We start from the raw sequence: 26,798 nt of genomic DNA, 5'->3' as shown, positions 1-26,798 counted from the left end.
AATCTTTCCGAAGCGCCAGCCGCAAGTCCGGAGCCTTAATCTGGTTGCTGCGCACCAACGTAGTCCGTCCAGCTTGGATTCGCCATTTGGTCTCCGCATCAGGTCTCGTCCGCGCGAACATTCTGCCGTCGGCACCGGTTGACCGGGTAGGTATGAGGGAGGAACTGCCTCGCGAGTCCGGCAGAGTAAAATAAAGGTGCCTGAGCAATCTCGCTCAGGTCAAACCAAGCAGAAATTGACCGGGAACCATCGGACTCGTATACGACGCGGGGTGTGCGCTGAGATCGAAACAGGTTTGCGGTTGCTACCGTAAATACCTGAATCTAAAGAAATTCTTGGCGCGCCCGGCTGGGATCGAACCAGCAACCCCTGCCTTCGGAGGGCAGTACTCTATCCATTGAGCTACGGGCGCCTGTGACAGTGAAACGACCCCAGATACTTTGGTCGCCCACGATTGGCAAGACGGCAAGGATACCCGGTTTCCCATGACGCGTCCACCACGCGCGCCGAATCAGCCGCCGAAGCCCCTTCCGTGCGGGTAAACACGCGCCACCGCGCCGCTCGCCGTGATGTAAACGTTCCGTCTATAATCGTCCGAGCTTCTTTTAACAGCCATTTTGCCGTTGCACCGCTCACAATTCCTATTCACGGAGACGAGGCAAGCATGAGCGAAGCATCCCACGAATCTCCCGTCAAAACCCCCCGGCAGCTGATTGCGGTCATCGTCGCGTCGTTCGCGATCCCCATAGTCTTCATCATCCTGTTCGCCACCTACGCCAACGTTGCGTTCCGCTCGGGCGCCGGCACCAATGCGCTGTCCGACGAACAGGTCGCGAAGCGCATTGCGCCGCTCGCGCAGGTCGACGTGAAGGACGCCAACGCGCCGCGCACCTACAAGACCGGCGAGGAAGTCTACAAGGCCGTCTGCGTGGCCTGCCACGGCACCGGCGCCGCGGGTGCGCCGAAGTTCGGCAACAAGGACGACTGGGCGCCGCGCCTTGCGCAAGGCTTCGACACGCTGCTGAAGACGGCGCTCGCCGGCAAGGGCGCGATGCCCCCGCGCGGCGGCACGAGCCCCGACGACTACAGCGACTACGAGATCGCCCGCGCGATCGTCTACATGGCGAACAACGACGGCGCGAATTTCCCCGAACCGGCCGCGCCGGCCGCGAATGCCACACCAGCCGCCACGGCCGCAGGCGCCGCCCCCGCGTCCGGCGCCGCCGATGCCGCGAGCGCGCAAATCGCCGCCGCGCAGGCCGCGATCGCCGCGATCCCGAAGGCAGGTGAAGCGCCCGCCGCCGCGCCGGCGAGCGCTGACGCCGCATCCGCCGGCAAGGCGCTGTACACGCAGGTCTGCCAGGCCTGTCACGCAGCGGGCGTGCTCGGCGCGCCGAAGTTCGGCAGCAAGGACGACTGGGCGCCGCGGCTGAAGGACTCGATGGACACCGTCTACAACTACGCGCTGCACGGCAAGGGCGCGATGCCGCCGAAGGGCGGATCGACCGCGTCGGATGCCGACGTGAAGGCCGCCGTCGACTATATGGTCAACGCCGCGAAGTAACGCGGACGCAACGGTCCGGCCACAAAAAACCCCGCGCTGCGCAAGCACCGCGGGGGTTTTGTTTTCTCGGGACGGCGCGGTCTGCCGGTCGGACGGCACTTGACCCGCCCCGCCCCCGCACCGCGCGCAACCCCTACCTCACTTCTGCAGCAGCGCCTTCAGGCTCGCGAGCCGGTCCTTCGGCGTCATCGGCGCTTCTTCGGGCGTGGGCGGCGGCGCATCGTCGAGGCCCATCTCGGGGATAAAGCGGGACGCCTCGCACACGACCGTCTCGCGCGCCCGCTTGCGCTTCTTGCACCAGTTCAGGTGCAGGCTGCGCTGGGCACGCGTGATCGCGACGTACATCAGCCGGCGCTCCTCCTCGATCCGCTCGCTGTCGATCGGGCCGTCGTCCTCACTGCCGCCGCGGTGCGGCATGATCCCCTCCTCGACGCCGACCAGGAACACGTGCGGATACTCGAGCCCCTTCGACGCATGGACGGTCGACAGCCGCACCGCGTCCGGATCCTCGTCCTTGCCTTCGAGCATCGACATCAGCGCGACGGTCTGGATCAGGCCGAGCAGGTTCTTGCCGGTGTCGGCGAGCCCGTCCGCGTTGTGAAAGCCTTGGGCCTCGCCGTCGACCGCCTCCGCCGCCTCGGGCTTCGTGCCCTTGCGCTTCAGCCATTCGAGGAATTCGAGCACGTTCTGCCACTTCGACTGCGCCTGCCGCTCGTCGAACGCGTCGTACAGGTAGGCCTCGTAGTGGATCGCCTCCATCATGTCGTCGAGCACGACGGTCGCGGGCTCCTTGTCCGCGCGGTCGGTCAGGCGCTGGATGAAGTCGCAGAACATCCGCAGCGGCTCCACCTGGCGCGCGGACAGCCGCGCCTCGATGCCGCCCATGTAGACCGCCTCGAACAGCGACACCTTCGCCTGCCCGGCGAACGAGCCGAGCGCTTCCAGCGTCGTGTTGCCGATCCCGCGGCGCGGCGTCGTGACCGCGCGGATGAACGCGGGATCGTCGTCGGCGTTCGCGATCAGGCGCAGGTACGCGCACAGATCCTTGATCTCGGCCTTGTCGAAGAACGACTGGCCGCCCGACAGCACGTACGGGATCCGCTCGCGCCGCAGCACCTGCTCGAAGATCCGCGCCTGGAAGTTGCCGCGATACAGAATCGCGTAGTCGCGGAACTGCGCGCGCCGCTCGAACTTGTGCGCGGACAGCCGGAACACGACCGATTCGGCCTCGTGCTCCTCGTCGTTGCACGGCGTGACGGTGATCGAATCGCCCATCCCGTGCTCGGACCACAGCTTCTTCTCGAACAGCTTCGGGTTGTTCGCGATCACGTTGTTCGCGGCGGTGAGGATGCGCACCGTCGACCGGTAATTCTGCTCGAGCTTGACCAGGTGCAGCTTCGGGAAATCCTTGCCGAGCTGCGCGAGGTTCTCGAGCGTCGCGCCGCGCCAGCCGTAGATCGCCTGGTCGTCGTCGCCGACCGCCGTGAATGCCGCGCGCGGGCCCGCGAGCAGCTTCAGCAGCTCGTACTGGCACGCATTGGTGTCCTGGTACTCGTCGATCAGCAGGTAGCGCAGCTTGTTCTGCCAGCGATCGCGCACCTGCTCGTTCTTTGCGAACAGCTCGGTCGGCAGGCGGATCAGGTCGTCGAAGTCGACCGCCTGGTACGCGTGCAGCGTCGCGACGTAGTTGCGGTAGACGAGCGCGGCCTGGTGCTCGTCCTCGTTCGCTGCGATCGTCATCGCCTCTTCAGGCGTGACGAGGCCGTTCTTCCACAGCGAGATGATGTTCTGGATCTTGCGGATCAGGCCCTTGTCGGTCGTGCCGATCTGCTCCTGGATCATCCCGAAGCAGTCGTCCGAATCCATGATCGAGAACTGCGGCTTCAGGCCGACGTGCTCGGCCTCCTGGCGCAGGATCTGCACGCCGAGCGAGTGGAACGTGCAGACGGTGAGCTGGTTCACCGGCACCTTGCGGCCTTCCTTGCCGGGCGTGGTGAGCGTCTTGCCCTCGAGCAGCTTCGACACGCGCTCGCGCATTTCGGCGGCGGCCTTGTTCGTGAACGTGACGGCGGCAATGTGGCGCGGCTCGAAGCCTTTCGCTTCGATCAGGTGCGCGATCTTCTGCGTAATCACGCGCGTCTTGCCGCTGCCCGCGCCGGCGAGCACGAGGCAGGGACCGTCGAGATAGCGCACCGCTTCGTTCTGAGCGGGATTGAGGCCTGCGGACATGGTTGCGGATGGTGTTGCGGTTGACGGCTGGACGCCGGGAGGATGCCGCGCGCGGGGTGCCAGGTCGGGCATGCGGACGCACGGGCAGAACGCGCATGTTAACACGCCGGCGGCGGCGATTTCCGGAGCCCCGCCGGGCGGGGCCGGGCGGGCGGATGCGTGATCGCGCCCTTGTCCGTTCGGCCAATTCCGCCTTGCGACGGCCGCGCTGCGCGACAATCGGGTGACCGTTGGATCGCCGGCGAACCCCTCTCGCGCGATACCGACGGCTGTGCCGCCGCGCGCGGCACAGCCGGTCACGGTCGGTCGCGCGCCATACGTCCGACAAAATGCGTGAATCCCCACACCGGCCCCGTGCCAAAATATTCGGTCGTCGGCACCGCCAAGGTGCCTGATCCTTTCGTTTCCCTTGTTGCCAAGGAGTGCCATGTCGTCATTGCTCAAGATTGGTTTGATGGGTTTCGGTTTCGCCGGCGCGACGTTTCACGCGCCGGTGATCGCGGCGAGTGGCCGCACGCAGGTTGCCGCGATCGCCACCGGCCAGCCGGATCGCGCGAAGGCCGCGTATCCGGATGCCCGCGTCGTGCCCGATCTCGACGCGCTGCTGAGTCTCGACGACATCGAATGCGTGGTGATCGCCACGCCGAACGACACGCACTTCCCGCTCGCGCGCCAGGTGCTCGAAGCCGGCCGCCACGTCGTCGTCGACAAGCCCGTGACGCTCACCTCCGACGAGGCGCTCGCGCTCGCGCGGCTCGCGAACGCACGCAGCCGCGTGTTCGCGCCGTTCCACAACCGCCGCTGGGACGGCGATTTCCTGACCGTACGCCGCGTGATCGACTCCGGCGAGCTCGGCCGCATCACGTACGTCGCGTCGCACTTCGACCGCTTCCGGCCGCAGGTGCGCACCCGCTGGCGCGAGGAAGCCGCGCGCGGCGGCGGCCTGCTGCTCGACCTCGGCCCGCACCTGATCGACCAGGCACTCGCGCTGTTCGGCCTGCCCGAAACCGTCGGCGCGACGGTCAAGGTCCGCCGCGACAACGGTTCGGCGCCCGATTTCGTGCATCTGCAGCTCGGCTATCCGGACAAGGACGTCGCGCTGCACGCGAGCGCGCTGTCGGCAATCGAGCCGGCGCGCTTCATGCTGCACGGCACGCGCGGCAGCTACCAGAAGTTCGGGCTCGACACGCAGGAAGACCAGCTGAAGGCGGGCCTGACGCCCGATCACGTCGAATTCGGCGGCGGCAACCCGCCCGGCCTGCTGCGCGTGCTCGACGGCGACGTCGAAACCGAGCGGCCGGTGCCGACGCTCGACGGCCAGTACGCGGAGTTCTATCGCGCGCTCGCCGCGTCGATCCGCGACGGCGCACCGTTCCCCGTCACGCCGCAGGACGCGGTCGACGTGATGACGATCATCGAGCTCGCCGCGCAAAGCGAGCACGAAGGCCGGCGCGTGCCGTTCGTGCGCAAGGTGGTGTGAAGCGATCGGCCCCGAGCTGCCGCTCCGTCCCGCGCGATCAATTCAGAACAATCGGTTACAAATCGCGCGGGAACGAAAGTCAGCGGTACTCCTGTCTGACGCGTTTCTCAAAAAAGTCGATCCGACACCAAACCGCCTGGAGAATGTGATGCAACGGTTGATTCGCGCGGCAGCATGCTGCGCCCTGGTTTCCTCGCTCGCGGCGTGCATCGTCACGCCGCCGCAGCAACCTCGCCCGGCGCCGCGCCCCGCGCCTGCGCCGGCGCCGCAGGTGAATCCGCAAGTCGTCGGCTACGAGCGCATGCAGCAGATCCAGGGCCGGATCGACAACCTGCACCGCCGGATCGATGCGCGCGTGAACGGTGGCTACTATCCGCCGCCGTATGGCGCGCAGCTCCATCACCGCCTCGACGTGATCCGCCAGGAATCGAACGATATGTCGGCGCAACACGGCGGCGGCCTGTCGGCCGACGAGCAGCGCGTGCTGAACCAGGAACTCGACACCGCGGCGCGCGCGATCGGCGAGTGACGCCGGCGCCCGCCGGCACCGAAAACGCGGCGGCGCGCTGTCGCCGCTTGTCCCCAGGCGACATTCATTTGCCCAAATTGACAAGGCTTCCGGGCTCGCGTACAGTCGCCCGCACGCGTCGGGAGAGCGCGTGACAGCGTTGCAGCAACGCCGGTCGCGCCGCCGAAGGGGCATACCCGCAAACTCTCAGGCAAAAGGACCGGCCGCGTCGAAGAACCCCGCCTGCGCATGTCGCAGGCCACGTTCTTCGCACTCTGGAGAGCGGCAGTAGCCCGTTGCGCATCGTCAGCGCGGGCAGGCTGCCCACCGAAGGGGCGCGCGTTCGCCGGGCTGGTCCCGCAACGCAATCTCTCAGGTATCGAGGACAGAGGGGATGTACAGGATCGTCCGCAGGCTCAAGGCCGCGGCGGTCGACACATCGCCGTATTGTCCCGCGCGCAAGCGCTTGCCTGAGGCCTCGATGACCGCACTCAAACACACCCCGCTCAACGCCGCGCACCGCGCGCTCAATGCCCGCATGGTCGATTTCGGCGGCTGGGACATGCCCGTCAACTACGGCTCGCAAATCGAAGAGCACCAGGCCGTGCGCACCGACGCCGGCATGTTCGACGTGTCGCACATGTGCGTCGTCGATTTCACCGGCAGCCGCGTGCGCGCGTTCTTCGAGCACGCGATCGCGAACAACGTCGGCAAGCTCAAGACGCCCGGCAAGGCGCTCTACTCGTGCCTGCTCAACCCGCAGGGCGGCGTCATCGACGATCTGATCGTCTATTACTTCACCGAGGACTTCTTCCGCGTCGTCGTCAACGCCGGCACCGCGGAGAAGGACATCGCGTGGTTCAACCAGCTCAACGAGGAAGGCGGCTACGGCATCACGATCGCGCCGCGCCGCGATTTCGCGATCGTCGCCGTGCAGGGCCCGAACGCCCGTGAAAAGGCCTGGACGACGATTCCCGCCGCGCGCGCCGCAACGAGCGAGCTGAAGCCGTTCAACGCCGCGCAGGTCGCGGGCACGCCGTTCGGCGACCTCACCGTCGCGCGCACCGGCTACACCGGCGAAGACGGTTTCGAGGTGATCGTCCCGGCGGTTCACGTCGAAGCGCTGTGGAACGCACTGCAGCAAAACGGCGTGCGCCCGTGCGGGCTCGGCGCGCGCGACACGCTGCGCCTCGAGGCCGGCATGAACCTGTACGGCCAGGACATGGACGACACTGTGTCCCCGCTCGACGCAGGCCTCGCATGGACGGTCGACCTGACGGCGCCGCGCGCGTTCGTCGGCCGCGACGTGCTCGAGCGCGACGGCTCGCGCGCCGCGTTCGTCGGCCTGATCCTGCAGAAGGAAAACGGCAAGGCGGGCGGCGTGCTGCGCGCGCACCAGAAGGTCGTCACGCCGCACGGCGAAGGCGAGATCACGAGCGGCACGTTCTCCCCGTCGATGCAGGAATCGATCGCGTTCGCGCGCGTGCCGACGGCCGTGCAGATCGGCGACACCGTGCACGTGCAGATTCGCGACAAACAACTCCCCGCGCGCGTGGTAAAACTGCCGTTCGTGCGCAACGGCAAGGTCCTCGCTGCGTAACGACCTGGAGGGCCGGGCGGCATGGCGCCCGGCAAAACAATACCTGGCGCGCCGCCACGGTGCGCCGCAATGAAGAATCACACCCTTTCTATCAGGAGCATCCGATGAGCAACGTCCCGGCCGAACTGAAGTACACCGACGAGCACGAGTGGATCCGTACCGAAGCCGACGGCACGCTGGCGATCGGCATCACCGATCACGCGCAAAGCACGCTCGGCGACATCGTCTTCCTCGAACTGCCGCAAGTCGGCAAACAGGTGAAGGCAGGCGACGCCGTCGGCGTCGTCGAGTCGGTGAAAGCGGCGTCCGACATCTACTCGCCGGTGTCGGGCGAAGTGGTCGCCGTCAACACGGAAGTCGTCGACGCACCGGACGAAGTCAACAGCGACGCGTACAGCGCGTGGCTGTTCAAGATCAAGCTCGCCGACGGCGCATCGACCGACAGCCTGCTCGACGCAGCCGCCTACGAGAAGCTGGTCGGCTAACTCAACCACCCAAGCATTGCGCGGCGCGCCGGCCCGGCAGCACGGGCCGCGCCCCGCGTGGGACCAGAGCAGGCGCCAAGCGCCCACTCTGGTCGACCGCGAAGCATGGGGCCCGAGTAAGCGCTGACGCGCCAACTCGGGCCGACACTGGAACACCATGAAGCTCGAACACCCGGACCGCCTGATGAACCGCACGCCCCTCTCGCTCGCTGCGCTCGAAACGCACGACGCGTTCGCCGAACGCCATATCGGCCCTGACGCCGCCAGCCAGAAGGCGATGCTCGACACGCTCGGCTTCGCGTCGCGCGCCGCCCTGATCGACGCCGTGATTCCCGCGGCGATCCGCCGCGCGGAAACGCTGCCGCTCGGCCCGTTCGCCCAGCCGAAGAGCGAAGCGGAAGCGCTCGCCGCACTGCGCGAGCTCGCGGACAAAAACCAGGTGTTCCGCTCGTACATCGGCCAGGGTTACTACGACACGCACACCCCGGCGGTGATCCTGCGCAACGTGCTTGAAAACCCGGCGTGGTACACGGCCTACACGCCGTACCAGCCTGAAATTTCCCAGGGCCGCCTCGAGGCGCTCCTGAACTTCCAGCAGATGGTCGCCGACCTGACGGGCCTCGCGATCGCGAACGCGTCGCTGCTCGACGAAGCGACCGCGGCGGCCGAGGCGATGACGCTGCTGCAGCGCATCGGCAAACCGAAGTCGAACGTCTTCTACGTCGCCGACGACGTGCTGCCGCAGACGCTGGAAGTGATCCGTACCCGCGCGCTGCCGATCGGCATCGAGGTCAAGACGGGCCCGGCCGCCGACGCCGCGCAGTCGGACGCGTTCGGCGTGCTGCTGCAATACCCGGGCGTGAACGGCGACGTGCGCGACTACCGCGCGCTCACCGACGCGATCCACGCCGCCGGCGGCCACGTGGTCGTCGCGGCCGACATCCTCGCGCTGACGCTGCTGACGCCGCCCGGCGAATGGGGCGCGGACGTCGCGGTCGGCAATACCCAGCGTTTCGGCGTGCCGATGGGCTTCGGCGGCCCGCACGCCGCGTATCTCGCGGTGCGCGACGAATTCAAGCGCCAGATGCCGGGCCGTCTCGTCGGCGTGACCGTCGACGCGCAGGGCAAGCCCGCGCTGCGTCTCGCGCTGCAGACGCGCGAACAGCACATCCGCCGCGAGAAGGCGACGTCGAACGTGTGTACCGCGCAGGCGCTGCTCGCGATCATGGCGAGCATGTACGCGGTCTACCACGGCCCGCACGGCCTGAAGACGATCGCGCTGCGCGTGAACCGCATCGCGGCGCTGTTCGCGGCCGGCGTGAAGCAGCTCGGCTTCGCGACTGTCAACGACACGTTCTTCGACACGCTGACGATCGACACCGGCGCACGCACCGCGCAGATCCACGCCCTCGCAAACGCGCAGCGCGTGAACCTGCGCCGCGTGAGCGACACGCAGGTCGGCATCTCGGTCGACGAGACGACGACCCGCGCCGATCTCGCCAGCCTGCTCGCGATCTTCGCGCAAGCCGCGGGCGGCACGGCGCCCGACGTCGATGCACTCGACGCGGGCCTCGGCGGCACGGCCGCGCTGCCGGCCGGCCTCGAGCGCACGAGCGCGTACCTGACGCACCACGTGTTCAACCGCCACCATTCGGAAACGGAAATGCTGCGCTACCTGCGCAGCCTGTCGGACAAGGATCTCGCGCTCGACCGCTCGATGATCCCGCTCGGCTCATGCACGATGAAGCTGAACGCGACATCGGAAATGCTGCCCGTCACGTGGCCCGAATTCGGCCAGATCCACCCGTTCGCGCCGGCCGAACAGACGGTCGGCTACCGCGAGATGATCGACCAGCTCGAGCAGATGCTCGTCGCGGCAACCGGCTACGCGGCCGTGTCGCTGCAGCCGAATGCGGGCTCGCAGGGCGAGTACGCGGGCCTCTTGATCATCCACGCGTATCACGCGTCGCGCGGCGAAAGCCACCGCGACGTCTGCCTGATCCCGGCGTCCGCGCACGGCACGAACCCGGCGTCCGCGCACATGGCCGGCATGAAGGTCGTCGTCGTCGCGTGCGACGCGCAGGGCAACGTCGACATCGAGGACCTGAAGAAGAAGGCCGACGAACATGCGAACGACCTCGCGGCGATCATGATCACGTACCCGTCGACGCACGGCGTGTTCGAGCAGAACGTCCGCCAGATCTGCGAGATCGTGCACGCGCACGGTGGCCAGGTGTACGTCGACGGCGCGAACATGAACGCGATGGTCGGCCTGACCGCGCCGGGCCAGTTCGGCGGCGACGTGTCGCACCTGAACCTGCACAAGACCTTCTGCATCCCGCACGGCGGCGGCGGCCCGGGCGTCGGCCCGGTCGCGGTCGGCGCGCACCTCGCGAAGTTCCTGCCGAACCAGCACTCGACCGGCTATACGCGCGGCGAAGAAGGTATCGGCGCGGTGTCGGCGGCGCCGTACGGCTCCGCGTCGATCCTGCCGATCTCGTGGATGTACATCGCGATGATGGGCGCGAAGAACCTGACCGCCGCGACGGAGACCGCGATCCTCAACGCGAACTACATCGCGAAGCGCCTCGCACCGCACTACCCGGTGCTGTATTCGGGCCCGGGCGGGCTGGTCGCGCACGAGTGCATTCTCGATCTGCGTCCGATCAAGGACACGAGCGGCATCACCGTCGACGACGTCGCGAAGCGCCTGATGGACTATGGTTTCCACGCGCCGACGATGAGCTTCCCGGTGCCGGGCACGCTGATGGTCGAGCCGACCGAATCCGAATCGCAGGAGGAACTCGACCGCTTCATCGCCGCGATGATCGCGATCCGCGAGGAAATCCGCGCGGTCGAGGAAGGCCGCGCCGACCGCGAGGACAACCCGCTGCGTCACGCGCCGCACACGGCGGCTGTCGTCACCGCGAACGAATGGCCGCATGCGTACTCGCGCGAGCAAGCCGCGTACCCGGTCGCGTCGCTCGGCACGAACAAGTACTGGCCGCCGGTCGGCCGCGCGGACAACGTGTATGGCGACCGCAACCTGTTCTGCTCGTGCGTGCCGATGTCGGAATACGCGTAACACGCGCGTCGTCCGCGGTTGGCCCGATGCTGTGCCGCACGCAACCTGCCGGTTGCGTGCGGTTTTTACGTTGGCCGCCAATCCGCCTGACGTTCGTCCCCCAATCCGGCTAACATCACACGCGATCCAGCCAATGAAGGAGTTCCGCATGGTGCGTTCGATGTTTCCGGGCCGCGAATCACGGCATATGCGACGGCACATGTCGCGGCGCATGCACGCCCGCGCGGTCGTGCCGACGCTCGTCGCGTCGCTGTCGATCGCCGCTGCCGGTCTTGGCGCGGCGGGCAGCGCGCGCGCCGCGATGAATTTCTGCGCGGCGCCCGCGCTGCAGTCGAGCGAAACGACGCAGGCCGAGCCGGGCGTGCAGGCGCTGATCCGCGGCGTCGACGCGCGCATCGGCGCCCAGCCGAAGGCGATGCCCCGCGTGCATACCGAGGGCACGCTGCCGCATGAAGGCATCTATGACCAGAGCGCCGACGCGCTGAAGGACATGGAGCTGATGCGCGACGCGGCGCTCGCGTGGCGCGTGACGAACGCGCCGCGCTACCTGCAGCTCGTCGACCGGTTCCTGTATGCGTGGGTCACGACCTACCAGCCGAGCTTCAACCCGATCGACGAGACGCGTTTCGACAGCCTGATCCTCGCGTACGACATGACGGCGAGCGCGCTGCCGGTGAAGACGCGCAATGCGGCGTCGGCATTCATCGCGAAACTCGGCGCCGGCTACGTCGCGCAGATCGACGCGCAGAAGCGCCCGCTCACGGGCACCTGGCGCAACAACTGGCAGAGCCACCGGATCAAGCTGATCGCGCTGTCCGCGTTCACGCTCGGCGACCGCAAGATGATGAACGCCGCGCAGCGCCTGTTCGTCGAGCATCTCGCCGACAACATCGGCCCGGACGGCACGACGTTCGACTTCGAGGAGCGCGACGCGCTGCACTATGCGGTGTACGACCTGCAGCCGCTCGCGACCGCGGCGCTGGCCGCGCGCCGCTTCAACCGCAACTGGCTGCGTGAAAAGGGCACGAACGGCGCGACGCTCGCCGCCGCGCTCGACTGGCTCGTGCCGTATGCGCGCGGTGAGAAGACGCACGAGGAATTCGTGCATTCGCCGGTCGCGTTCGACGCGAAGCGCCGCGAGGCCGGGATTCCGGGCTACACGGGGCAGTGGGACCCGAAAAACGCCACCGAGCTCTTTTATCTGGCTGCGCGGCTCGACGGGCGTTATGCGCCGGTCGCGCAGCAGCTTTCCCCGACGCCGCCCGCATGGCTAGCCGCGTGCTTGCCGCTGCAGGCGCGCTAGACTACTTACAGCAAGACAGGAAACAAAATGGCAGTCAGCGTGTTTGACCTCTTCAAGATCGGCATCGGCCCGTCCAGTTCGCACACGGTCGGCCCGATGCGCGCCGCGCTGATGTTCGTCCAGGGCCTCGAGCGCGACGGAATGCTCGACGCGACCGCGAACGTGAAAGTCGAGCTGTACGGGTCGCTCGGCGCAACCGGCAAGGGCCACGGCACGGACCGCGGCGTGATGCTCGGCTTGCTCGGCGACGCGCCCGACACCGTCGACCCCGGCACGATCGCCGAGCGCCTCGACGCCGTGCGCACGTCGAAGACGCTCGCGCTGCTCGGCAAGCACCCGATCCCGTTCGTGCTGAAGGAGCACATCGCGTTCTACCGCCAGGCGCTGCCCGAGCACCCGAACGGGATGAAGCTGCGCGCGACCGACGCGAGCGGCGCGGTGCTCGTCGAGCGCACTTACCTGTCGGTCGGCGGCGGCTTCGTCGTGACGGCCGGCGCGCCGAACACGAAGGTGCTGAGCGCGGCCGAGCAGATGACGCATCCGTTCAGCAACGCGGCGGAACTGCTTGCGCTGACCGAGTCGACCGGCAAGTCGATCGCGCAGCTGATGTGGGAAAACGAGCGCACGTGGCACACCGAGGAAGAAACCCGCGACGGCTTGCTGAAGATCTGGAGCGTGATGCAGTCGTGCGTGTCGCGCGGCTGCGGGATCGGCAACCCGGACGCGGACGGCAACCTGCCCGGCCCGTTCCAGGTCAAGCGCCGCGCGCCGCAGCTGTACCGCACGCTGACGGGCAGCCCGGAGCGCGCGCTGCAGGATCCGCTGTCGATGATCGACTGGATCAACCTGTATGCGATCGCGGTGAACGAGGAAAACGCGGCCGGCGGACGCGTCGTCACCGCGCCGACCAACGGCGCGGCCGGCATCATCCCGGCGGTGCTGCATTACTACACGCGCTTCACGCCGGGTGCGAACGAGCAAGGGGTGATCGACTTCCTGCTGACGGCCGCCGCGATCGGCGTGCTGTACAAGCTCAACGCGTCGATTTCCGGCGCGGAAGTCGGCTGCCAGGGCGAAGTCGGGGTCGCATGCTCGATGGCGGCGGGCGCGCTCGCCGCGGTGCTCGGCGGCACGCCGCGCCAGGTCGAGAACGCGGCCGAGATCGGCATGGAGCACAACCTCGGCCTCACCTGCGACCCGGTTGGCGGGATGGTGCAGATTCCGTGCATCGAGCGCAACGCGATGGCGTCGGTGAAGGCCGTCAACGCGGCGCGGATGGCGCTGCGCGGCGACGGCACGCACTACGTGTCGCTCGATTCGGTGATCAAGACGATGCGCGAAACCGGCGCCGACATGAAGACGAAGTACAAGGAAACGTCGCGCGGCGGGCTGGCGGTGAATATCGTCGAGTGCTGACGGCAAGGGGCAGGAGCGGGTACGACATCAGCAACCCACGCGCTCAACCTGCTCCTGCTCGCCGCGTCCTTCGGCCATGAGGTCCGGCCCGAATTTCGCGAACTTCTCGAGCGCGCCGGCCAACGAGCGTCGTACCGGTCGAATACGAATCTCATCGCCCACGCGCTCGATTTCGAGTTCGATGTCGCTGCGCTCGTAGGCCAGATCCTCGGGTATGCACACGACTTGGGAGTTGCCGTTCCTGAGCGCTCGGGTGACATGCATTGTCATCTCCAGCTTTTGTTACGGCCACTGCTGCCTGGCATGCAGCACACGCAGAACCTCGACGACGCGTTCGGCTTGCTGGACGCGATAAACAAGCACGTAGTTCCGCGCGATCACCAGCTCCCGCGTGCCGGACACGCGCCCATGCCGGTACAGCTCGGCGCGCGCCGGCAGCGCCGCGGCCCTTTCCTCCAGCAGCTCATCAAGCTCCAGCGCGGCCACGGGGTTGTCCTGGCCGATGTGGTCCATGATGGCGGCGCGATCCTCGAGCGCTTTCGGATTCCAGTGCAGCGCAAGGGTCAAGCGCTACCCCGCTGCTTCGAGATTCTTTGGCGCAGCGCGTCACGGCGCGACGCAAACTCGGCCTTGACCTCTGCGTCGGGAACGGACGGGCGCGGATCGTCCAGCGCCTGCTGCACCTGCTCGCGGAACCAGCGATCGTAAGCAGCCGCCTCGTGGGCCGCTTTCAGCGCCGCCGCGCGATCAGGCCGGGTGGCCCGGCCCGCGGCATCTGGATCGAAATCCGAAGCGTCCACGTCGAATTGGCTGATGCCCAGGTCGCGCAGAAAGCCGACCAGCGTTTCGAACCGGCGAAACACGCGCACGTCGCCGCGCTTGGCCGACAGAAAGCGCTCGGTAGTGCCATAGCGAGCCGCGACGGTCCAGCCGTTGCCGTGGCCGATCACACGCGCGGCGCGCACGGCACCCGCCTCGACAAGCTGGGTGAGCGTCTTCTGGTCGATCGTTTCGGCTGCCATGATGACTCTTCCCCGCATCAATAAACCGGGAAGGAATTTTACTATTGAGTGAGCGACCATTTTACTGTTATTTGAGGAAGAGCATTGTCGATGATCCGAACGGAAATTCGATTCGGCACCCGTTGCGGTACTTTTGACTGACTGGCGAGCCCGCGCAAGCTGTCCTTCCGGCCACCCGAAAGGCGTCGTCCAGCCGCTCAGCCAGCGCTTCGCTCCCCCGGACAGCGTGCGAACTCGCATTCGGCGTCAGTCGCGGACACAGTGACAGGCCAGACGGCAGCAGCGATCGGCTTGCCCGATTGATCTCTCCTCACCCGCGTTCCGACACTTTTCACCGTCACCCGATCGGGCGTAAGCTGTACGTCCCGCTACCCAGGGAGACGGCATCCCATGTCGCATTCCACGGATCTCGAGCAGCGCGGCGCCAACGGCGCGCGCCTGCTCGTCGACGCGTTGCTCGCCAATCATGTCGAACGCGTGTTCTGCGTGCCGGGCGAGAGCTTCCTCGCCGTGCTCGATGCGCTCGCGGACGACACCGCGCGCATCCAGACGATTGTCTGCCGCCACGAGGCGGCCGCCGCGAACATGGCGGAGGCGGTCGGCAAGCTGACCGGCCGCCCCGGCATCGCGTTCGTCACGCGCGGGCCCGGCGCAACGCACGCGTCGATCGGCGTGCACACGGCGTTCCAGGATTCGACGCCGATGATCCTGTTCATCGGCCAGTGCGCACGCGAGCACCTCGACCGCGAAGCGTTCCAGGAAATCGACTACCGCCGGATGTTCGGCCAGATGGCGAAATGGGTCGCGCAGATCGACGACCCGCGCCGCCTCCCCGAATACCTGAGCCACGCGTTCCACGTCGCGACCTCCGGCCGGCCCGGACCGGTCGTGCTCGCGCTGCCGGAAGACGTGCTGTCCGAGCCGTGCGCGCCGCAGCCGGTCGCGCCCCCCGCGAAGCGCGTCGCGGCCGCGCCGTCCGCCGCGCAGATCGATGAATTGCGCGAGCGGCTCTCCCGCGCGGAGCGGCCGTTCCTCGTCGTCGGCGGCAGCGGCTGGACGCCCGATGCGTGCACGAACCTGCGGACCTTCGTCGAACGCTGGCAGTTGCCGGTCGCGTGCGCGTTCCGCTACCAGGATACGTTCGACAACGCGCACCCGAACTACGCGGGCGACGTCGGGCTCGGCATCAATCCCGCGCTCGCGAAGCGCATCCGCGAAGCTGACCTGCTGTTCGCGCTCGGGCCGCGCCTCGGTGAAGCGACCACCGGCGGCTACACGCTGCTCGACATCCCGAAGACCCGCCAGACGCTGATCCACGTCCACCAGGGCGCGGACGAGCTGGGCCGGGTCTATGCGGCGGACCTGCCGATCGTGTCGGGGATGCCGGAAATCGCGGCGCTCATCGCCGCGCTCGAACCGCCGGCCGCGCCCGCGTGGGCCGGCAGCGCGGCCGACGCGCATCGCGCCTACCGCGAATGGCACGCGCCGCTGCCGATGCCGGGCGACGTCCAGCTCGGCGACGTGATGGTGCAGCTGCGCGAGCGCCTGCCGCACGACGCGATCCTGACCAACGGCGCCGGCAACTACGCGATCTGGCTGCACCGGCATTTCGCGTACCGGCATTTCCGCTCGCAGCTCGCGCCGACGAGCGGCGCGATGGGCTACGGGATTCCTGCCGCGCTCGCCGCGAAGTCGCTGTATCCGGCGCGCGCCGTCGTCGCACTCGCCGGCGACGGCTGCTTCATGATGGCCGGCAGCGAGCTCGCCACCGCGATGCAGTACGGGCTCAACATCGTCGTGATCGTCGTCAACAACGGCCATTTCGGCACGATCCGCATGCATCAGGAGCGCAACTACCCTGGGCGCGTGCACGGCACGGGGCTCACGAACCCCGATTTCGCCGCGTATGCACGCGCGTTCGGCGCGCATGGCGAGACGGTCGAGCGCACCGCCGACTTCGCGCCCGCGCTCGAGCGCGCGCTGACCTGCGGGCTGCCCGCGCTGATCGAGATCCGCGTGCCGCAGGAGGCGAGCACGCCGGCGGCAACGCTCGCGCAAATCCGGGAACAGGGACGCCGCGCGCGCGGCGCATGACGATGGACACCCGTGCCGTCCCGGCCGGCGCGGCGCTATCGCGCGACGACGCGCTTGTCTGGCCCGGCACGCTGCTTGCCCCCGACGGCATGCTCGTCGCGCCGTATGACGTCGAGCACGGCGCAAGCCCGGCGGCCGGCGCTGCGCTCGGCCATGTTCCGGCCGCGCCCGCGCTCGGTCTGCTGCATGCCGCGACCCGGCCGTTCCGGCTCGACTACGACGGCCGGATGCACGTCCACGTGATCAACGGGATGGGCGTCGCGCTCGGCGATTCGGTGATCGGCCTGACCGCGCTCGCCGCGCTGCGCGATGCGCATCCTGGCCTGCGCTTCACGCTGTACCGCCCTGAGCACACGCCGCGCTACGTCGAGGCGCTGTATGCGCTCGCAGCCGACGTCGTCGCGCCATCGCGCACGCTGCCGTGGCGGGTCGAAGCGCTGCCCGCCGGCGCGCCGTGCATCGATCTCGGCAATCACCTGTACTGGCCCGCGTTCGCGCGGCTGCCGATGATCGATTTCTTCCTCGACGCGCTCGGTGTGGATCCGGCGGCGCTACCTGCGTGCGCGAAGCGCAACCGCTGGCTCGCCCGGCTGCAACTGCCCGCGCTGCCGCCCGCATGGCGGCGGCCGTACGTGCTGTTCTGCCCGAGCGCAAGCACCGGGGTGCGCAGCGTGCCGCCAGCGTTGCGCGCCGGGTTCGTCGACGCGCTTGCGCGGCGCTATCGGCTGCCCGTCGCCGGGTTCGGGCCGGTCGCCCATCCCGCTTACGTCGATGTCAGCAGACACGCGCGCGATACCGCGGCATTCGTCGCATGGATCAAGGGGGCGAGCCTGCTGTTCTCGTCGGACACGGCGGCGGCCCACCTCGCCGACGGCTTCGACGTGCCGACGCTCGCATGCTTCACGACGATCGCGCCAGCGTTGCGGGTGCGCGACTATCCGCATTGCGTGCCGGTCGCGCTCGACGTGCCGGAAGCGTTGCGCGGATTGCATCGCAGCGAATCGCCGGACGACCTGGCGGCGGTCGAGGCCGCGTACCGGGCGGTCGACTGGGACGCACTGGCGTGGCCTGCGGTGCGGCGCGATCCCGCAGGCACGCCGCCGGAGTGACCGGTCGTACACGGCGGATTTCCGGGCGCTCGGCATTCAGCCTGAGCCATCGCCAAGCTCACGGCCGTAGTTATCGGGTCAGCGTCGAACGGCCTCGCCCTGCGCGCCCGGCACGCGTTCGCCCGTCGACCCGGCTACGCATGAGCGGTCTTTGCCGCCATTCCCCGTTGCGTCACCCCACCGCGACCATCGTCACGCTGTCGCGCAGCGTCTCCGATGGCCGCTTGCCGAACATCCGGCGGTAGTCGGTCGCGAACTGGCTCAGGTGCCAGAAGCCCCAGGCCTCGGCGACGTCCTGCACGGACCCGACCGCGCGGCCGCACAGGTCGCGCCGCGCGCCGTTCAGCCGCAGCGTGCGCAGATAGGTCGCCGGCGCCATCCCGAGCACGTCCTGGAAGCAGTACTGCAGCGTCCGGCGGCTCACGTGCAGCTGCTCGCACAGCTCGGGCACGCCGACCGGACGCGTGCGATGCGCGAGCACGTAGTCGCGCGCCTGATCGACGATCCAGCGGCGCTTCGCGAGCCCGGCGCCGGATGCACCGTCGGCGGGCAGCGCGCAAACGTCGAACAGCGCGGCGAGCACCTCGGCCTGCAGGTCGTTGCGCTGCGGGTCCGACAGCGGCGCGGCAGCGGCGGCCGCGTCGTCGAGCCGGCGCCCGAGCAGCGCGCACAGCCGCGTGAGCCGCGCCTCGCCGACCTGCATCACCGTTTGGGTCGGCAGGCGCTCGTCGAGCCCGCACTGCTCGACCTGTTCCGCATAGCGGCGCAGCATGTCGCCGCGCACAACGATGCCGTAGATCGAGAATTGCGCGGGCGTCAGCAATTCGAATTCGACGTTGCCGGGCCGGAACGCGAGCGCGCCGGCCTCGATCCGGCACGCGTCGACGCGCGCCGCGCCGTCGCGCACGAGCGGAATGCCGAACCAGTACGCGTCGCCGCGCACCTCGCACGCCTGGCGCAGCAGGTGGCTCGTCGATTCGCGGAACAGCTTCATCGTGTCGAGCGGCAGCTCGGTCAGCGTGCCGACGAAGCGGCCCGCCGCGAGCTGGTCGTAAGTCTGCCGCCAGCCGATCAGGTTGCGCGCCTGCTCGTCGGCGTCGTGTGCGACGCTGACGACGGCCTGCCCGGCCGACGCGTCATCGCCGTGCGCGTTGCGCCGCGTGTCCTCGGCCGTCGGTTCGCCGGCGTGCACCTCTCGTTCACTCATCGTGTTTCTCCTGTCGACCCGCGTGCGCTGGTCCCGCCTGGAACCCCACATCCCACGCAAGTCCCGTGCCGAACTGCGGGCAACCGGCATGCAATCCGGCGCAAAGCCCGTCATTCAACGACGGCGTGCACGCACGCGCAATGCGGGCAGACCGGGATGGCGTGCGGCCTGCACCGGGCTGGTGCGGTACGCGGCGAAATCACGCATGACATCACGCACGACCTCGCACACCACTTCACACATCACTTCTCACACCATTTCCCATACCTCGTCACGCACCGCCTTCGGGCCGCAACCGCACGACGCGCGTGCCGCAATTGCCGTACGCCTGCGCGACGGTCAGCTCGACGATCGGACAGCCCGCCGGCCACGGCACGGCGGCGGAGGCACCCGCATCGGACAGCACTTGGTGCACGACCGCCCGGCCGTTGATCCGATACCGGATACCGCGCAGGAAATCGACGAACAGCAATCCAACCCCGTTTCCGTTGCAGTGCGCCGCATCGATCCGGACGCCCTCGCCGGCCGCGGGCAGCGCGAACCGCAGCGTCTTCGTATCGAGCACCCTGACAACCGGCAGCCATTCGCCATTCGCGTCGCGCATCGATTGCACGATGTCGCAGGTCACGCTCGCGCGGCCGCCGCATCCGGTACCGACGAACATGAAGGGTTGCGTCTCGATGAAATGTCGTACGCCGATGCTCACGCGCGTCGTGACGACATCGCTCATGCGCTCGGCCTCGTCCGCGACACCGAAGCGGCGATGCGCGTCGAGCTCACCGTCGTGAAAGACCGGATGCCGGGAAGTCGGTCGAATCGGTTCCGCCATGTCGGCTCCTTGCAGGTCGCGCCGGCGCAGGCCGCCGCTGGCCGCCAGCCACCGCCGGCCGGTGCAGCGATTGCCGATGGCAAAGCCAGCATGCCCGTCGTCAGCGGCGGGCGTCGCGCATCGCCCGCCCCCATCGACAGGGCCGGACCGCCGAAGCGGCGTTGCTGTCGCTCCGGCTCCGGTGAAACAGCCACCGGCGACGCGCCGGCGGGCAACCCTCGCCCGCGCGGCCCGGCCTGCGTTCAGGCGCATGCGCGCCCGAACGCGAACGGCAGCAAACCACGCTCAGAAGAACCCGAGCGCCTCGGCCTGGTAGCTGACGAGCAGGCACTTGGTCTGCTGATAGTTCGACAGCGCCACCTTGTGCGTCTCGCGGCCGACGCCCGACTGCTTGTAGCCACCGAACGCCGCGTGCGCGGGATACAGGTGGTAGCAGTTGGTCCACACGCGGCCAGCCTCGATCTCGCGGCCCATCCGGTACGCGCGCGTGCCGTTGCGCGTCCACACGCCCGCGCCGAGGCCGTAGTACGTGTCGTTCGCGAGTTCGATCGCTTCCTGCTCGTCCTTGAACGTCATCACCGACGCGACCGGCCCGAAGATCTCTTCCTGGAACACGCGCATCTTGTTGTTGCCGAGCAGCATCGTCGGCTTCACGTAGTAGCCGGTGCCGAGATCCGCAGCGGGTGCCGTGCGCTCGCCGCCCGTCAGGCATTGCGCGCCTTCGCCGCGGCCTATGTCGATGTACGACAGGATCTTGTCGAGCTGCTGCTGCGATGCCTGCGCGCCGATCATCGTCGTCGGGTCGAGCGGGTGGCCGGCCTTGATGCGCTCGACGCGGGCGACAGCCTTCTCGATGAAGCGATCGTAGATCGACTCCTGGATCATCACGCGCGACGGACACGTGCACACTTCGCCCTGGTTCAGCGCGAACATCGCGAGGCCTTCGAGTGCCTTGTCGAGGAACGCGTCGTCCTGGTCGAGCACGTCGGCAAAGAAGATGTTCGGGCTCTTGCCGCCGAGCTCGACCGTCGACGGAATCAGGTTGTCGGCGGCCGCGTGCAGGATGTGCCGGCCAACCGGCGTCGAGCCCGTGAACGCGATCTTCGCGATGCGCTTGCTCGTCGCGAGCGCTTCGCCCGCTTCCTTGCCGAAGCCGTTCACGATGTTGATCACGCCCGGCGGGAACAGGTCGCCGATCAGTTCCATCAGCACGAGCACCGACGCGGGCGTCTGCTCGGCGGGCTTCATCACGATGCAGCAGCCGGCCGCGAGCGCCGGCGCGAGCTTCCATGCGGCCATCAGCAGCGGGAAGTTCCACGGGATGATCTGGCCAACGACGCCGAGCGGCTCGTGGAAGTGGTACGCGACCGTGTTGTCGTCGATCTCGGAGATCCCGCCTTCCTGCGCGCGGATGCAGCCCGCGAAATAGCGGAAGTGGTCGACGGCGAGCGGCAGGTCGGCCGCCATCGTCTCGCGCAGCGGCTTGCCGTTGTCGATCGTTTCAGCGACGGCGAGCAGCTTCAGGTTCTTTTCCATGCGCTCGGCCGCGGCGAGCAGCAGGTTCGCCCGCTCGGTCACGGACGTCTTGCCCCACTTGCGGCGCACGGCGTGCGCCGCGTCGAGTGCGACCTCGATGTCGTCCGCGCTCGAGCGCGGAATGCGGCAGAACGGCTGGCCGTTGATCGGCGACACGTTCTCGAAGTATTCGCCCTTGACCGGAGGCACCCACTTGCCGCCGATGTAGTTGTCGTACTGCTGACGATACGGATATTCGACGTCGAGGCCCAGTTGTTTCAGGTCAAACGGGTTCATCACATGTCTCCTGTTCATCGTGCTTGTCGGAATGCAGCGCCGGTTGGTTGCGCTTGAGCAGTTTATGCAACATGCATGCCAAACGAAGCCGAAGTGGAAGCCGATACGGCCGGCACGGCCGCGCGCCGTGCGCCGCGCCGGCATGGAACAGGCGACTGCTCCAAACCTGAACACCACGATTGATCCGCGCGACGCGGGGCGTTCGAAATTCCAACAGTCGCAAAGGTGCGGCGCCGCGCGATCGCGTTCATCCGCGAGCAGGCGTTCCTGATCGTCGCGACCGCGAATGCGTGTGGCGACAGCGACTGCTCGTACCGCGGACGCCAGCCGCGCGGCGACGGCACGTTCGAGCCGCTCGTCGACATACCCGACGCCGGCACGCTCGTGCTGCCCGATTTCGCGGGCAACAACCTGTTCAACACGATCGGCAACCTGCTCGTGAACCCCGGCATCGCGCTGCTGTTCGTCGATTTTGCGCAGAAGGCGACGTGGCTCGTGCAGGGGCGCGCGAGCATCGAAGAGGACGCGCGCCGCTGGGCGCACGTGTGGCCGGGCGCGCAGCGCTATGTCGTCGTTGCGGTCGATGGCGCGCATCGGCGCGCGGACGCCGCGCTGCCAGCGCTCGTTCCCGCTTAGGTTCCGCTTAGGTTCCGCTTAGGTTCCGCTTAGGTTCCGATCCGGCGCCGCCCGCCGAGAAACACGAATACGACCGCCGCGCACCGTAGCGTGACGATGGCCAGCCCGATCTGCAGATGGTCGAACGCATGCGCGTAGCGCGCGAGCATCGACGGCACGCCGCTGAAGCCGCGCACCGCGATGACCTGCAACAACATGGAAGCGCTGCGCCGCACGGCGCGGTGCTCGCGGGTCTCGGCATCGGCTCCATGCCCGACTTCCTCGCGCGCGACGCGCTCGACGACTACCGGATCGCGCCCGGGCAATTCTCGATCGTCTCGCCGTCAAGCCGGCCGTTGTCGCCGAAGCTCAGGGTGTTCGTCGATTTCCGGTGCGAGCGGCTGTTCAGGTCGCGCCGATCCGCTCCGTCTCGGTCTCCGGCAGCAGCGCGTCGCTGTCGTCCTTGAGCCCCACGCCCGTCAGCTTCAAGCGCCGCGCATGCGTCATCAGGTAGTGAAGCTTGTGCGCCGCCGCTTCGTACGGCAACCCTTCGGGCCGCACGTTCGAGATGCAGTTGCGCAACGCATCGTGACAGCCGACCTTCGGCGCCCAGGTCAGATAGACACCGAGGCTGTCCGGCGAGCTGAGGCCGGGCCGCTCGCCGATCAGCATCGCGACGAGCGACGCGCGCAGCAGTTCGCCGATCTCGTCGCCGAGTGCGACGCGCGCCTGCCGCGCGACGACCACCGGCCCGATCCGCCAGCCGTCCGCTTCGAGCCGCGGCCGCACCGCCTGCAACAGCGGCAACGCCTGCTTCGCGGCCGCGAACGCGGACAGCCCGTCGCCGACCACGAACACGACGTCGGGCGCGTCGTCGAGCGCCGCGCCATAGCCCGCGAGCAGCCCGCGGCTGTCGTCCGACAGCTTGCGGCCGAGATCGGGCCGGCGCAGATAGTGGTCGCGGTCCGGTGCCGCGCTCTGCACGCCGAGCGTCGGCAGCAGGCCGGCCGCCTCGATCTCGCGCCGCAGCGCATCGGCGTCGAGCGGCTGATGCACGGCGTCGCGCGCCTGCGCATGCGACAGGTTGAAGGCCAGCAGCGGCGCGGTCGGCAGGCTGTTGCCCGCACGGCCGAGCGCGATCCGCGCGTTTGTGAACGACTTCAGCTGGCCCCACGGATTCTTTTCGACGGCATCGCTCATGATGACAACCCCATCCAGTCGTTCGCGCCAGCCAGAAGCGGCACGCGCGCCGACGCAGCGCGCAACGCGCCGTGCGCATCGGCGATCTCCATCGTCTCCAGCCACTCCTCGAACTCGGGCGCGCGGCGCAGGCCGAGCACCTCGCGCACGTAAAGCTGGTCGTGGAACGACGTGCTCTGGTAGTTCAGCATCACGTCGTCGGCACCCGGAATCCCCATGATGAAGTTGATGCCCGCCGCGCCGAGCAGCGTCAGTAAGGTGTCCATATCGTCCTGGTCCGCTTCCGCGTGGTTCGTGTAGCAGATGTCGCAGCCCATCGGCACACCGAGCAGCTTGCCGCAGAAGTGGTCCTCGAGCCCCGCACGGATGATCTGCTTTCCGTCGTACAGGTATTCGGGCCCGATGAACCCGACCACCGTGTTCACGAGGAACGGCTCGAACTTGCGCGCGACCGCATACGCGCGCACCTCGCAGGTCTGCTGGTCGACGCCATGGTGCGCGTTCGCGGACAGCGCGCTGCCCTGCCCCGTCTCGAAGTACATCAGGTTGTTGCCGACGGTGCCGCGCTTCAGCGACAGCGCCGCCTCGCGCGCCTCGCCGAGCAGCGCGAGCGAGATCCCGAAGCTGGCGTTCGCCTTCTCGGTGCCCGCGATCGACTGGAACACGAGATCGACCGGCGCGCCCTTCTCGACGGCCGCGATCGTGTTCGTCACGTGCGTGAGCACGCACGACTGCGTCGGCACGCGGTAGCGTTCGCGGAATCCGTCGATCATCGCGAGCAGCTTCACGATCGCCGCGAGGCTGTCGGTTGCCGGGTTGATGCCGATCATCGCGTCGCCGCAGCCGTACATCAGCCCGTCGAGCATCGATGCGGCGATGCCCTTCACGTCGTCGGTCGGATGGTTCGGCTGCAGCCGCACCGACATCCGCCCCGGCAGCCCGACCGTATTGCGAAAGCGCGTGACGACGCAGCGCTTGCGCGCGGCCGCGATCAGGTCCTGGTTGCGCATCAGCTTCGACACGGCCGCGACCATTTCCGGCGTGAGGCCCGGCGCGATCCGCTCGAGTGCGGCGCCGTCCGCCGCGGGCGACAGCAGCCAGTTGCGGAAGTCGCCCACCGTCAGGTGCGAGATCTCCGCGAAGGCCTGCGCATCGTGGTCGTCGACGATGAGGCGCGTGACCTCGTCGCTTTCGTAGGGAATCACCGCTTCGTTCAGGAATGCCTTGAGCGGCACGCCCGCGAGCGCGATCTTCGCGGCGACGCGCTCCTCCTCGCTCGCCGCCGCGACGCCGGCGAGCTGGTCGCCGGAGCGCAGCGGGCTCGCCTTCGCGAGCAGCGTCTTCAGGTCCGCGAAGCGGTACGTGCGCGGACCGATCGTCTCCGTATAGGACATTCTGCGAGTCTCCTTGCCAAAACCGTCGGCGCGCCGCTGCAGCGGGCGCGCCGGATGCCGCCTCAGTGACCGTCAATGACCTGTCAGCGGCCCTTCACCTTCATTCCTCGAGCAGCGCGTCGCCCGGCGCGCCCTCGCGCTGCGCGCGGGTCGCGAGGAAGTACGCGTAGCCGAGCGCGAGGAACACGACGAACACCACCGCAACGAGCCCGTTGAAGTACACCATCGTACCGAGGCAAACGATCGCGGCCACGATCGCGAATGCCGGGAAGAACGGATACAGCGGCGCGCGGAACGGGCGGGCCAGGTTCGGCTGCGCGCGGCGCAGCTTGAACAGCGAGGCCATGCTGACGATATACATCACGATCGCGCCGAACACCGACATCGTCACGATATTGGCGGTCAGTGTCTGGCCGCCGAACTGGATCAGTTCGTCGCTATAGATCGCCGCGATGCCGACCACGCCGCCCGCGAGGATCGCGCGATGCGGGGTCTTGAAGCGCGGGTGCACCTTGCCGAGCCACTCCGGCAGGTAGCCTTCGCGGGCCAGCGCGAAGATCTGGCGCGAATAACCGAGGATGATCCCGTGGAACGACGCGACGAGGCCGAACAGGCCGAGCCACACGAGCATGTGCATCCAGCCGCTGTTCGCGCCGACGATGTACTTCATCGCCTGCGGCAGCGGATCGTTGATGTTCGCGAGCTTGGTCCAGTCGCCCGCGCCGCCGGCGAACACCATCACGCCGACCGCGAGCGCGACGAGGGTCAGGATGCCCGCGACATACGCGATCGGGATCGAGCGCTTCGGGTTCTTCGCTTCCTCGGCCGCCATCGCGACGCCTTCGATCGCGAGGAAGAACCAGATCGCGAACGGAATCGCCGCGAACATCCCGTGGAACGCGCCGACGCTGAAATGATCGGCACCGGCCCAGCCGCCCTTCACGAAGTTGCTCCACGCGAAGCCCGGCGACACGACGCCCATGAACACCAGCAGCTCGAAGATCGCGAGCAGCGTGACGACGAGCTCGAAGGTCGCGGCGATCTGCACGCCGACGATGTTCAGCGCCATGAACACCAGATACGCGCCCATTGCCGCGTGCTTGGGTTCGAGCCCCGGAAACTGCACGTGCAGGTACGCGCCGATCGCGAGCGCGATCGCGGGCGGCGCGAACACGAACTCGACGAGCGTCGCGGCGCCGGCGAGATAGCCGCCCGTCGGGCCGAACGCGCGGCGCGCGTACGCGAACGGGCCGCCGGCGTGCGGAATCGACGTGGTCAGCTCGGTGAAGCTGAAGATGAAGGTCGTGTACATCGCCGCGACGAACAGCGCGGTGATCACGAAGCCCAGCGTGCCCGCACTCGCCCAGCCGTAGCTCCAGCCGAAGTACTCGCCGGAAATCACAAGGCCGACCGCGATACCCCACAACTGCCAGGTCCCGAGCGTCTGCTGCAGCGCGGGCTGGCCGGACGGCCTGGCGCCGGCGGCGGGCCGGCCATTCGACTCTGCTTTCATCGGTTTCTCCTGTAGGGCGCACAACCTCCCGCCCGTCTGGCGCACCGCGAGGGCGGTTGCGCCTGGGCAGGTCTGCACGACTGAGAATCGATGCTAGTGAGTCATTAATTGCGGTGTTATCGAAATTCGGCAAAGGTCCGTGCTGTCATTTCGCTGACGGTAATGCACCTGTGTAACAGGCACGTGCAGCAGACGTGCGCCAATGCGCGAAGCGTTGCCGCACGGGGAATCGGCAGAAAATCGGCAGAAAATCGGCGGGGAATCGGCGCGGCTGCACGCATAACACGCGCACCGCGAGCCCACCGCGCGCGCCCGGCGCGGCGGCCGGGCGCA

The 26,798-nt window shown here is 68.1% G+C and carries 22 protein-coding genes, 1 tRNA gene, 1 pseudogene and 2 riboswitches; of the genes and pseudogenes, 12 read left to right on the top strand and 12 right to left on the bottom strand.

Features of this window, described 5'->3' with window-relative positions; genetic code table 11:
* Positions 1-336: 336 nt before the first annotated feature.
* A tRNA-Arg gene (locus tag ACV22Z_RS29085) sits at positions 337-412 on the bottom strand.
* 252 nt (positions 413-664) lie between these two features.
* Between ACV22Z_RS29085 and ACV22Z_RS29080 the strand changes: the two genes are divergently transcribed.
* Positions 665-1,564, top strand: a complete 900-nt coding sequence (locus tag ACV22Z_RS29080; protein WP_448079699.1) for a c-type cytochrome — start codon at positions 665-667, stop codon at positions 1,562-1,564.
* A gap of 138 nt (positions 1,565-1,702) precedes the next feature.
* Here ACV22Z_RS29080 and ACV22Z_RS29075 read toward each other — a convergent pair whose 3' ends face one another.
* A complete protein-coding gene (locus ACV22Z_RS29075) occupies positions 1,703-3,793 on the bottom strand; it encodes a UvrD-helicase domain-containing protein (protein WP_448079698.1) in 2,091 nt (696 codons plus the stop codon).
* A 427-nt stretch (positions 3,794-4,220) separates the two neighbouring features.
* Here ACV22Z_RS29075 and ACV22Z_RS29070 point away from each other — a divergent pair, with 427 nt between their 5' ends.
* The 7 genes from ACV22Z_RS29070 to ACV22Z_RS29040 all read left to right on the top strand — a co-directional run bounded on the left by ACV22Z_RS29070 (position 4,221) and on the right by ACV22Z_RS29040 (position 13,670).
* Entirely contained in the window at positions 4,221-5,273 is a 1,053-nt protein-coding gene (locus tag ACV22Z_RS29070; RefSeq protein ID WP_448079697.1) for an oxidoreductase, read from the top strand.
* Positions 5,274-5,421: 148 nt separating this feature from the next.
* Positions 5,422-5,802 carry a hypothetical protein gene (locus ACV22Z_RS29065; protein WP_448079696.1) on the top strand — a complete coding sequence of 127 codons (381 nt, stop codon included), beginning with the start codon at positions 5,422-5,424 and terminating at the stop codon, positions 5,800-5,802.
* Between the two features lie 109 nt (positions 5,803-5,911).
* Positions 5,912-6,015, top strand: a riboswitch (glycine riboswitch).
* A 31-nt stretch (positions 6,016-6,046) separates the two neighbouring features.
* A riboswitch (glycine riboswitch) is annotated at positions 6,047-6,180 on the top strand.
* An 82-nt stretch (positions 6,181-6,262) separates the two neighbouring features.
* The gene (gene gcvT, locus ACV22Z_RS29060; protein ID WP_448079695.1) at positions 6,263-7,381 is read left to right on the top strand and encodes a glycine cleavage system aminomethyltransferase GcvT; all 1,119 of its coding nucleotides are present in this window, start codon (positions 6,263-6,265) and stop codon (positions 7,379-7,381) included.
* 104 nt (positions 7,382-7,485) lie between these two features.
* Positions 7,486-7,866, top strand: coding sequence for a glycine cleavage system protein GcvH (gene gcvH, locus ACV22Z_RS29055; RefSeq protein ID WP_448079694.1), 381 nt, complete (start codon positions 7,486-7,488; stop codon positions 7,864-7,866).
* Between the two features lie 157 nt (positions 7,867-8,023).
* Positions 8,024-10,951: an aminomethyl-transferring glycine dehydrogenase gene (gene gcvP / locus ACV22Z_RS29050; protein ID WP_448079693.1), complete on the top strand. Its 2,928-nt coding sequence runs from the start codon at positions 8,024-8,026 to the stop codon at positions 10,949-10,951.
* A 148-nt stretch (positions 10,952-11,099) separates the two neighbouring features.
* Positions 11,100-12,254 carry an alginate lyase family protein gene (locus tag ACV22Z_RS29045; RefSeq protein ID WP_448079692.1) on the top strand — a complete coding sequence of 385 codons (1,155 nt, stop codon included), beginning with the start codon at positions 11,100-11,102 and terminating at the stop codon, positions 12,252-12,254.
* Between the two features lie 27 nt (positions 12,255-12,281).
* Complete coding sequence (locus ACV22Z_RS29040) at positions 12,282-13,670, top strand: L-serine ammonia-lyase (RefSeq protein WP_448079691.1); 1,389 nt, start codon at positions 12,282-12,284, stop codon at positions 13,668-13,670.
* A gap of 27 nt (positions 13,671-13,697) precedes the next feature.
* Here ACV22Z_RS29040 and ACV22Z_RS29035 read toward each other — a convergent pair whose 3' ends face one another.
* From ACV22Z_RS29035 to ACV22Z_RS29025, 3 genes are read right to left on the bottom strand one after another with little or no spacing between them, the layout of a single operon-like run.
* Entirely contained in the window at positions 13,698-13,934 is a 237-nt protein-coding gene (locus ACV22Z_RS29035) for an AbrB family transcriptional regulator (RefSeq protein ID WP_448079690.1), read from the bottom strand.
* Between the two features lie 18 nt (positions 13,935-13,952).
* Positions 13,953-14,237, bottom strand: a complete 285-nt coding sequence (locus ACV22Z_RS29030) for a type II toxin-antitoxin system RelE/ParE family toxin (protein WP_448079689.1) — start codon at positions 14,235-14,237, stop codon at positions 13,953-13,955.
* Positions 14,234-14,692: an antitoxin PaaA2 family protein gene (locus ACV22Z_RS29025; RefSeq protein ID WP_448079688.1), complete on the bottom strand. Its 459-nt coding sequence runs from the start codon at positions 14,690-14,692 to the stop codon at positions 14,234-14,236. The genes ACV22Z_RS29030 and ACV22Z_RS29025 overlap by 4 nt, the downstream gene beginning before the upstream one ends.
* Before the next feature lie 390 nt (positions 14,693-15,082).
* Between ACV22Z_RS29025 and ACV22Z_RS29020 the strand changes: the two genes are divergently transcribed.
* Together ACV22Z_RS29020 and ACV22Z_RS29015 are read left to right on the top strand one after the other, a co-directional pair.
* Positions 15,083-16,786 (top strand): thiamine pyrophosphate-binding protein, encoded by a 1,704-nt coding sequence (locus tag ACV22Z_RS29020; protein ID WP_448079687.1) that lies wholly within the window; start codon positions 15,083-15,085, stop codon positions 16,784-16,786.
* Positions 16,783-17,895, top strand: coding sequence for a glycosyltransferase family 9 protein (locus tag ACV22Z_RS29015; RefSeq protein WP_448079686.1), 1,113 nt, complete (start codon positions 16,783-16,785; stop codon positions 17,893-17,895). Before ACV22Z_RS29020 ends, ACV22Z_RS29015 begins: the two co-directional genes overlap by 4 nt.
* Before the next feature lie 172 nt (positions 17,896-18,067).
* Here ACV22Z_RS29015 and ACV22Z_RS29010 read toward each other — a convergent pair whose 3' ends face one another.
* The 3 genes from ACV22Z_RS29010 to exaC all read right to left on the bottom strand — a co-directional run bounded on the left by ACV22Z_RS29010 (position 18,068) and on the right by exaC (position 21,743).
* On the bottom strand, positions 18,068-19,102 hold the full coding sequence (locus ACV22Z_RS29010; RefSeq protein WP_448079685.1) for a helix-turn-helix domain-containing protein: 1,035 nt from the start codon (positions 19,100-19,102) through the stop codon (positions 18,068-18,070).
* 271 nt (positions 19,103-19,373) lie between these two features.
* Complete coding sequence (locus tag ACV22Z_RS29005; RefSeq protein WP_448079704.1) at positions 19,374-19,931, bottom strand: hypothetical protein; 558 nt, start codon at positions 19,929-19,931, stop codon at positions 19,374-19,376.
* Positions 19,932-20,216: 285 nt separating this feature from the next.
* Positions 20,217-21,743: an acetaldehyde dehydrogenase ExaC gene (gene exaC / locus ACV22Z_RS29000; protein ID WP_448079684.1), complete on the bottom strand. Its 1,527-nt coding sequence runs from the start codon at positions 21,741-21,743 to the stop codon at positions 20,217-20,219.
* 207 nt (positions 21,744-21,950) lie between these two features.
* Between exaC and ACV22Z_RS28995 the strand changes: the two genes are divergently transcribed.
* Positions 21,951-22,379, top strand: a complete 429-nt coding sequence (locus ACV22Z_RS28995; RefSeq protein ID WP_448079703.1) for a pyridoxamine 5'-phosphate oxidase family protein — start codon at positions 21,951-21,953, stop codon at positions 22,377-22,379.
* Positions 22,380-22,408: 29 nt separating this feature from the next.
* Here ACV22Z_RS28995 and ACV22Z_RS28990 read toward each other — a convergent pair whose 3' ends face one another.
* The gene (locus ACV22Z_RS28990; RefSeq protein WP_448079683.1) at positions 22,409-22,576 is read right to left on the bottom strand and encodes a hypothetical protein; all 168 of its coding nucleotides are present in this window, start codon (positions 22,574-22,576) and stop codon (positions 22,409-22,411) included.
* Between ACV22Z_RS28990 and ACV22Z_RS28985 the strand changes: the two are divergent.
* Positions 22,521-22,825: pseudogene (locus tag ACV22Z_RS28985) on the top strand (LysR substrate-binding domain-containing protein); the annotation flags it as partial. The gene ACV22Z_RS28990 and the pseudogene ACV22Z_RS28985 sit on opposite strands and share 56 nt — an antisense overlap.
* Here the strand turns inward: ACV22Z_RS28985 and eutC are convergent.
* From eutC to eat, 3 genes are all read right to left on the bottom strand, one after another.
* Positions 22,764-23,558, bottom strand: coding sequence for an ethanolamine ammonia-lyase subunit EutC (eutC, locus tag ACV22Z_RS28980; RefSeq protein WP_448079682.1), 795 nt, complete (start codon positions 23,556-23,558; stop codon positions 22,764-22,766). The pseudogene ACV22Z_RS28985 and the gene eutC overlap by 62 nt on opposite strands.
* Entirely contained in the window at positions 23,555-24,952 is a 1,398-nt protein-coding gene (locus tag ACV22Z_RS28975; RefSeq protein WP_448079681.1) for an ethanolamine ammonia-lyase subunit EutB, read from the bottom strand. Before ACV22Z_RS28975 ends, eutC begins: the two co-directional genes overlap by 4 nt.
* A 100-nt stretch (positions 24,953-25,052) precedes the next feature.
* Positions 25,053-26,465 carry an ethanolamine permease gene (eat, locus tag ACV22Z_RS28970; protein WP_448079680.1) on the bottom strand — a complete coding sequence of 471 codons (1,413 nt, stop codon included), beginning with the start codon at positions 26,463-26,465 and terminating at the stop codon, positions 25,053-25,055.
* Positions 26,466-26,798 lie beyond the last annotated feature (333 nt).

This window comes from Burkholderia sp. PU8-34 (assembly GCF_053427725.1).
Note: the sequence above shows the minus strand (reverse complement) of the source record. Positions and strands in the feature narration are given on the sequence as shown.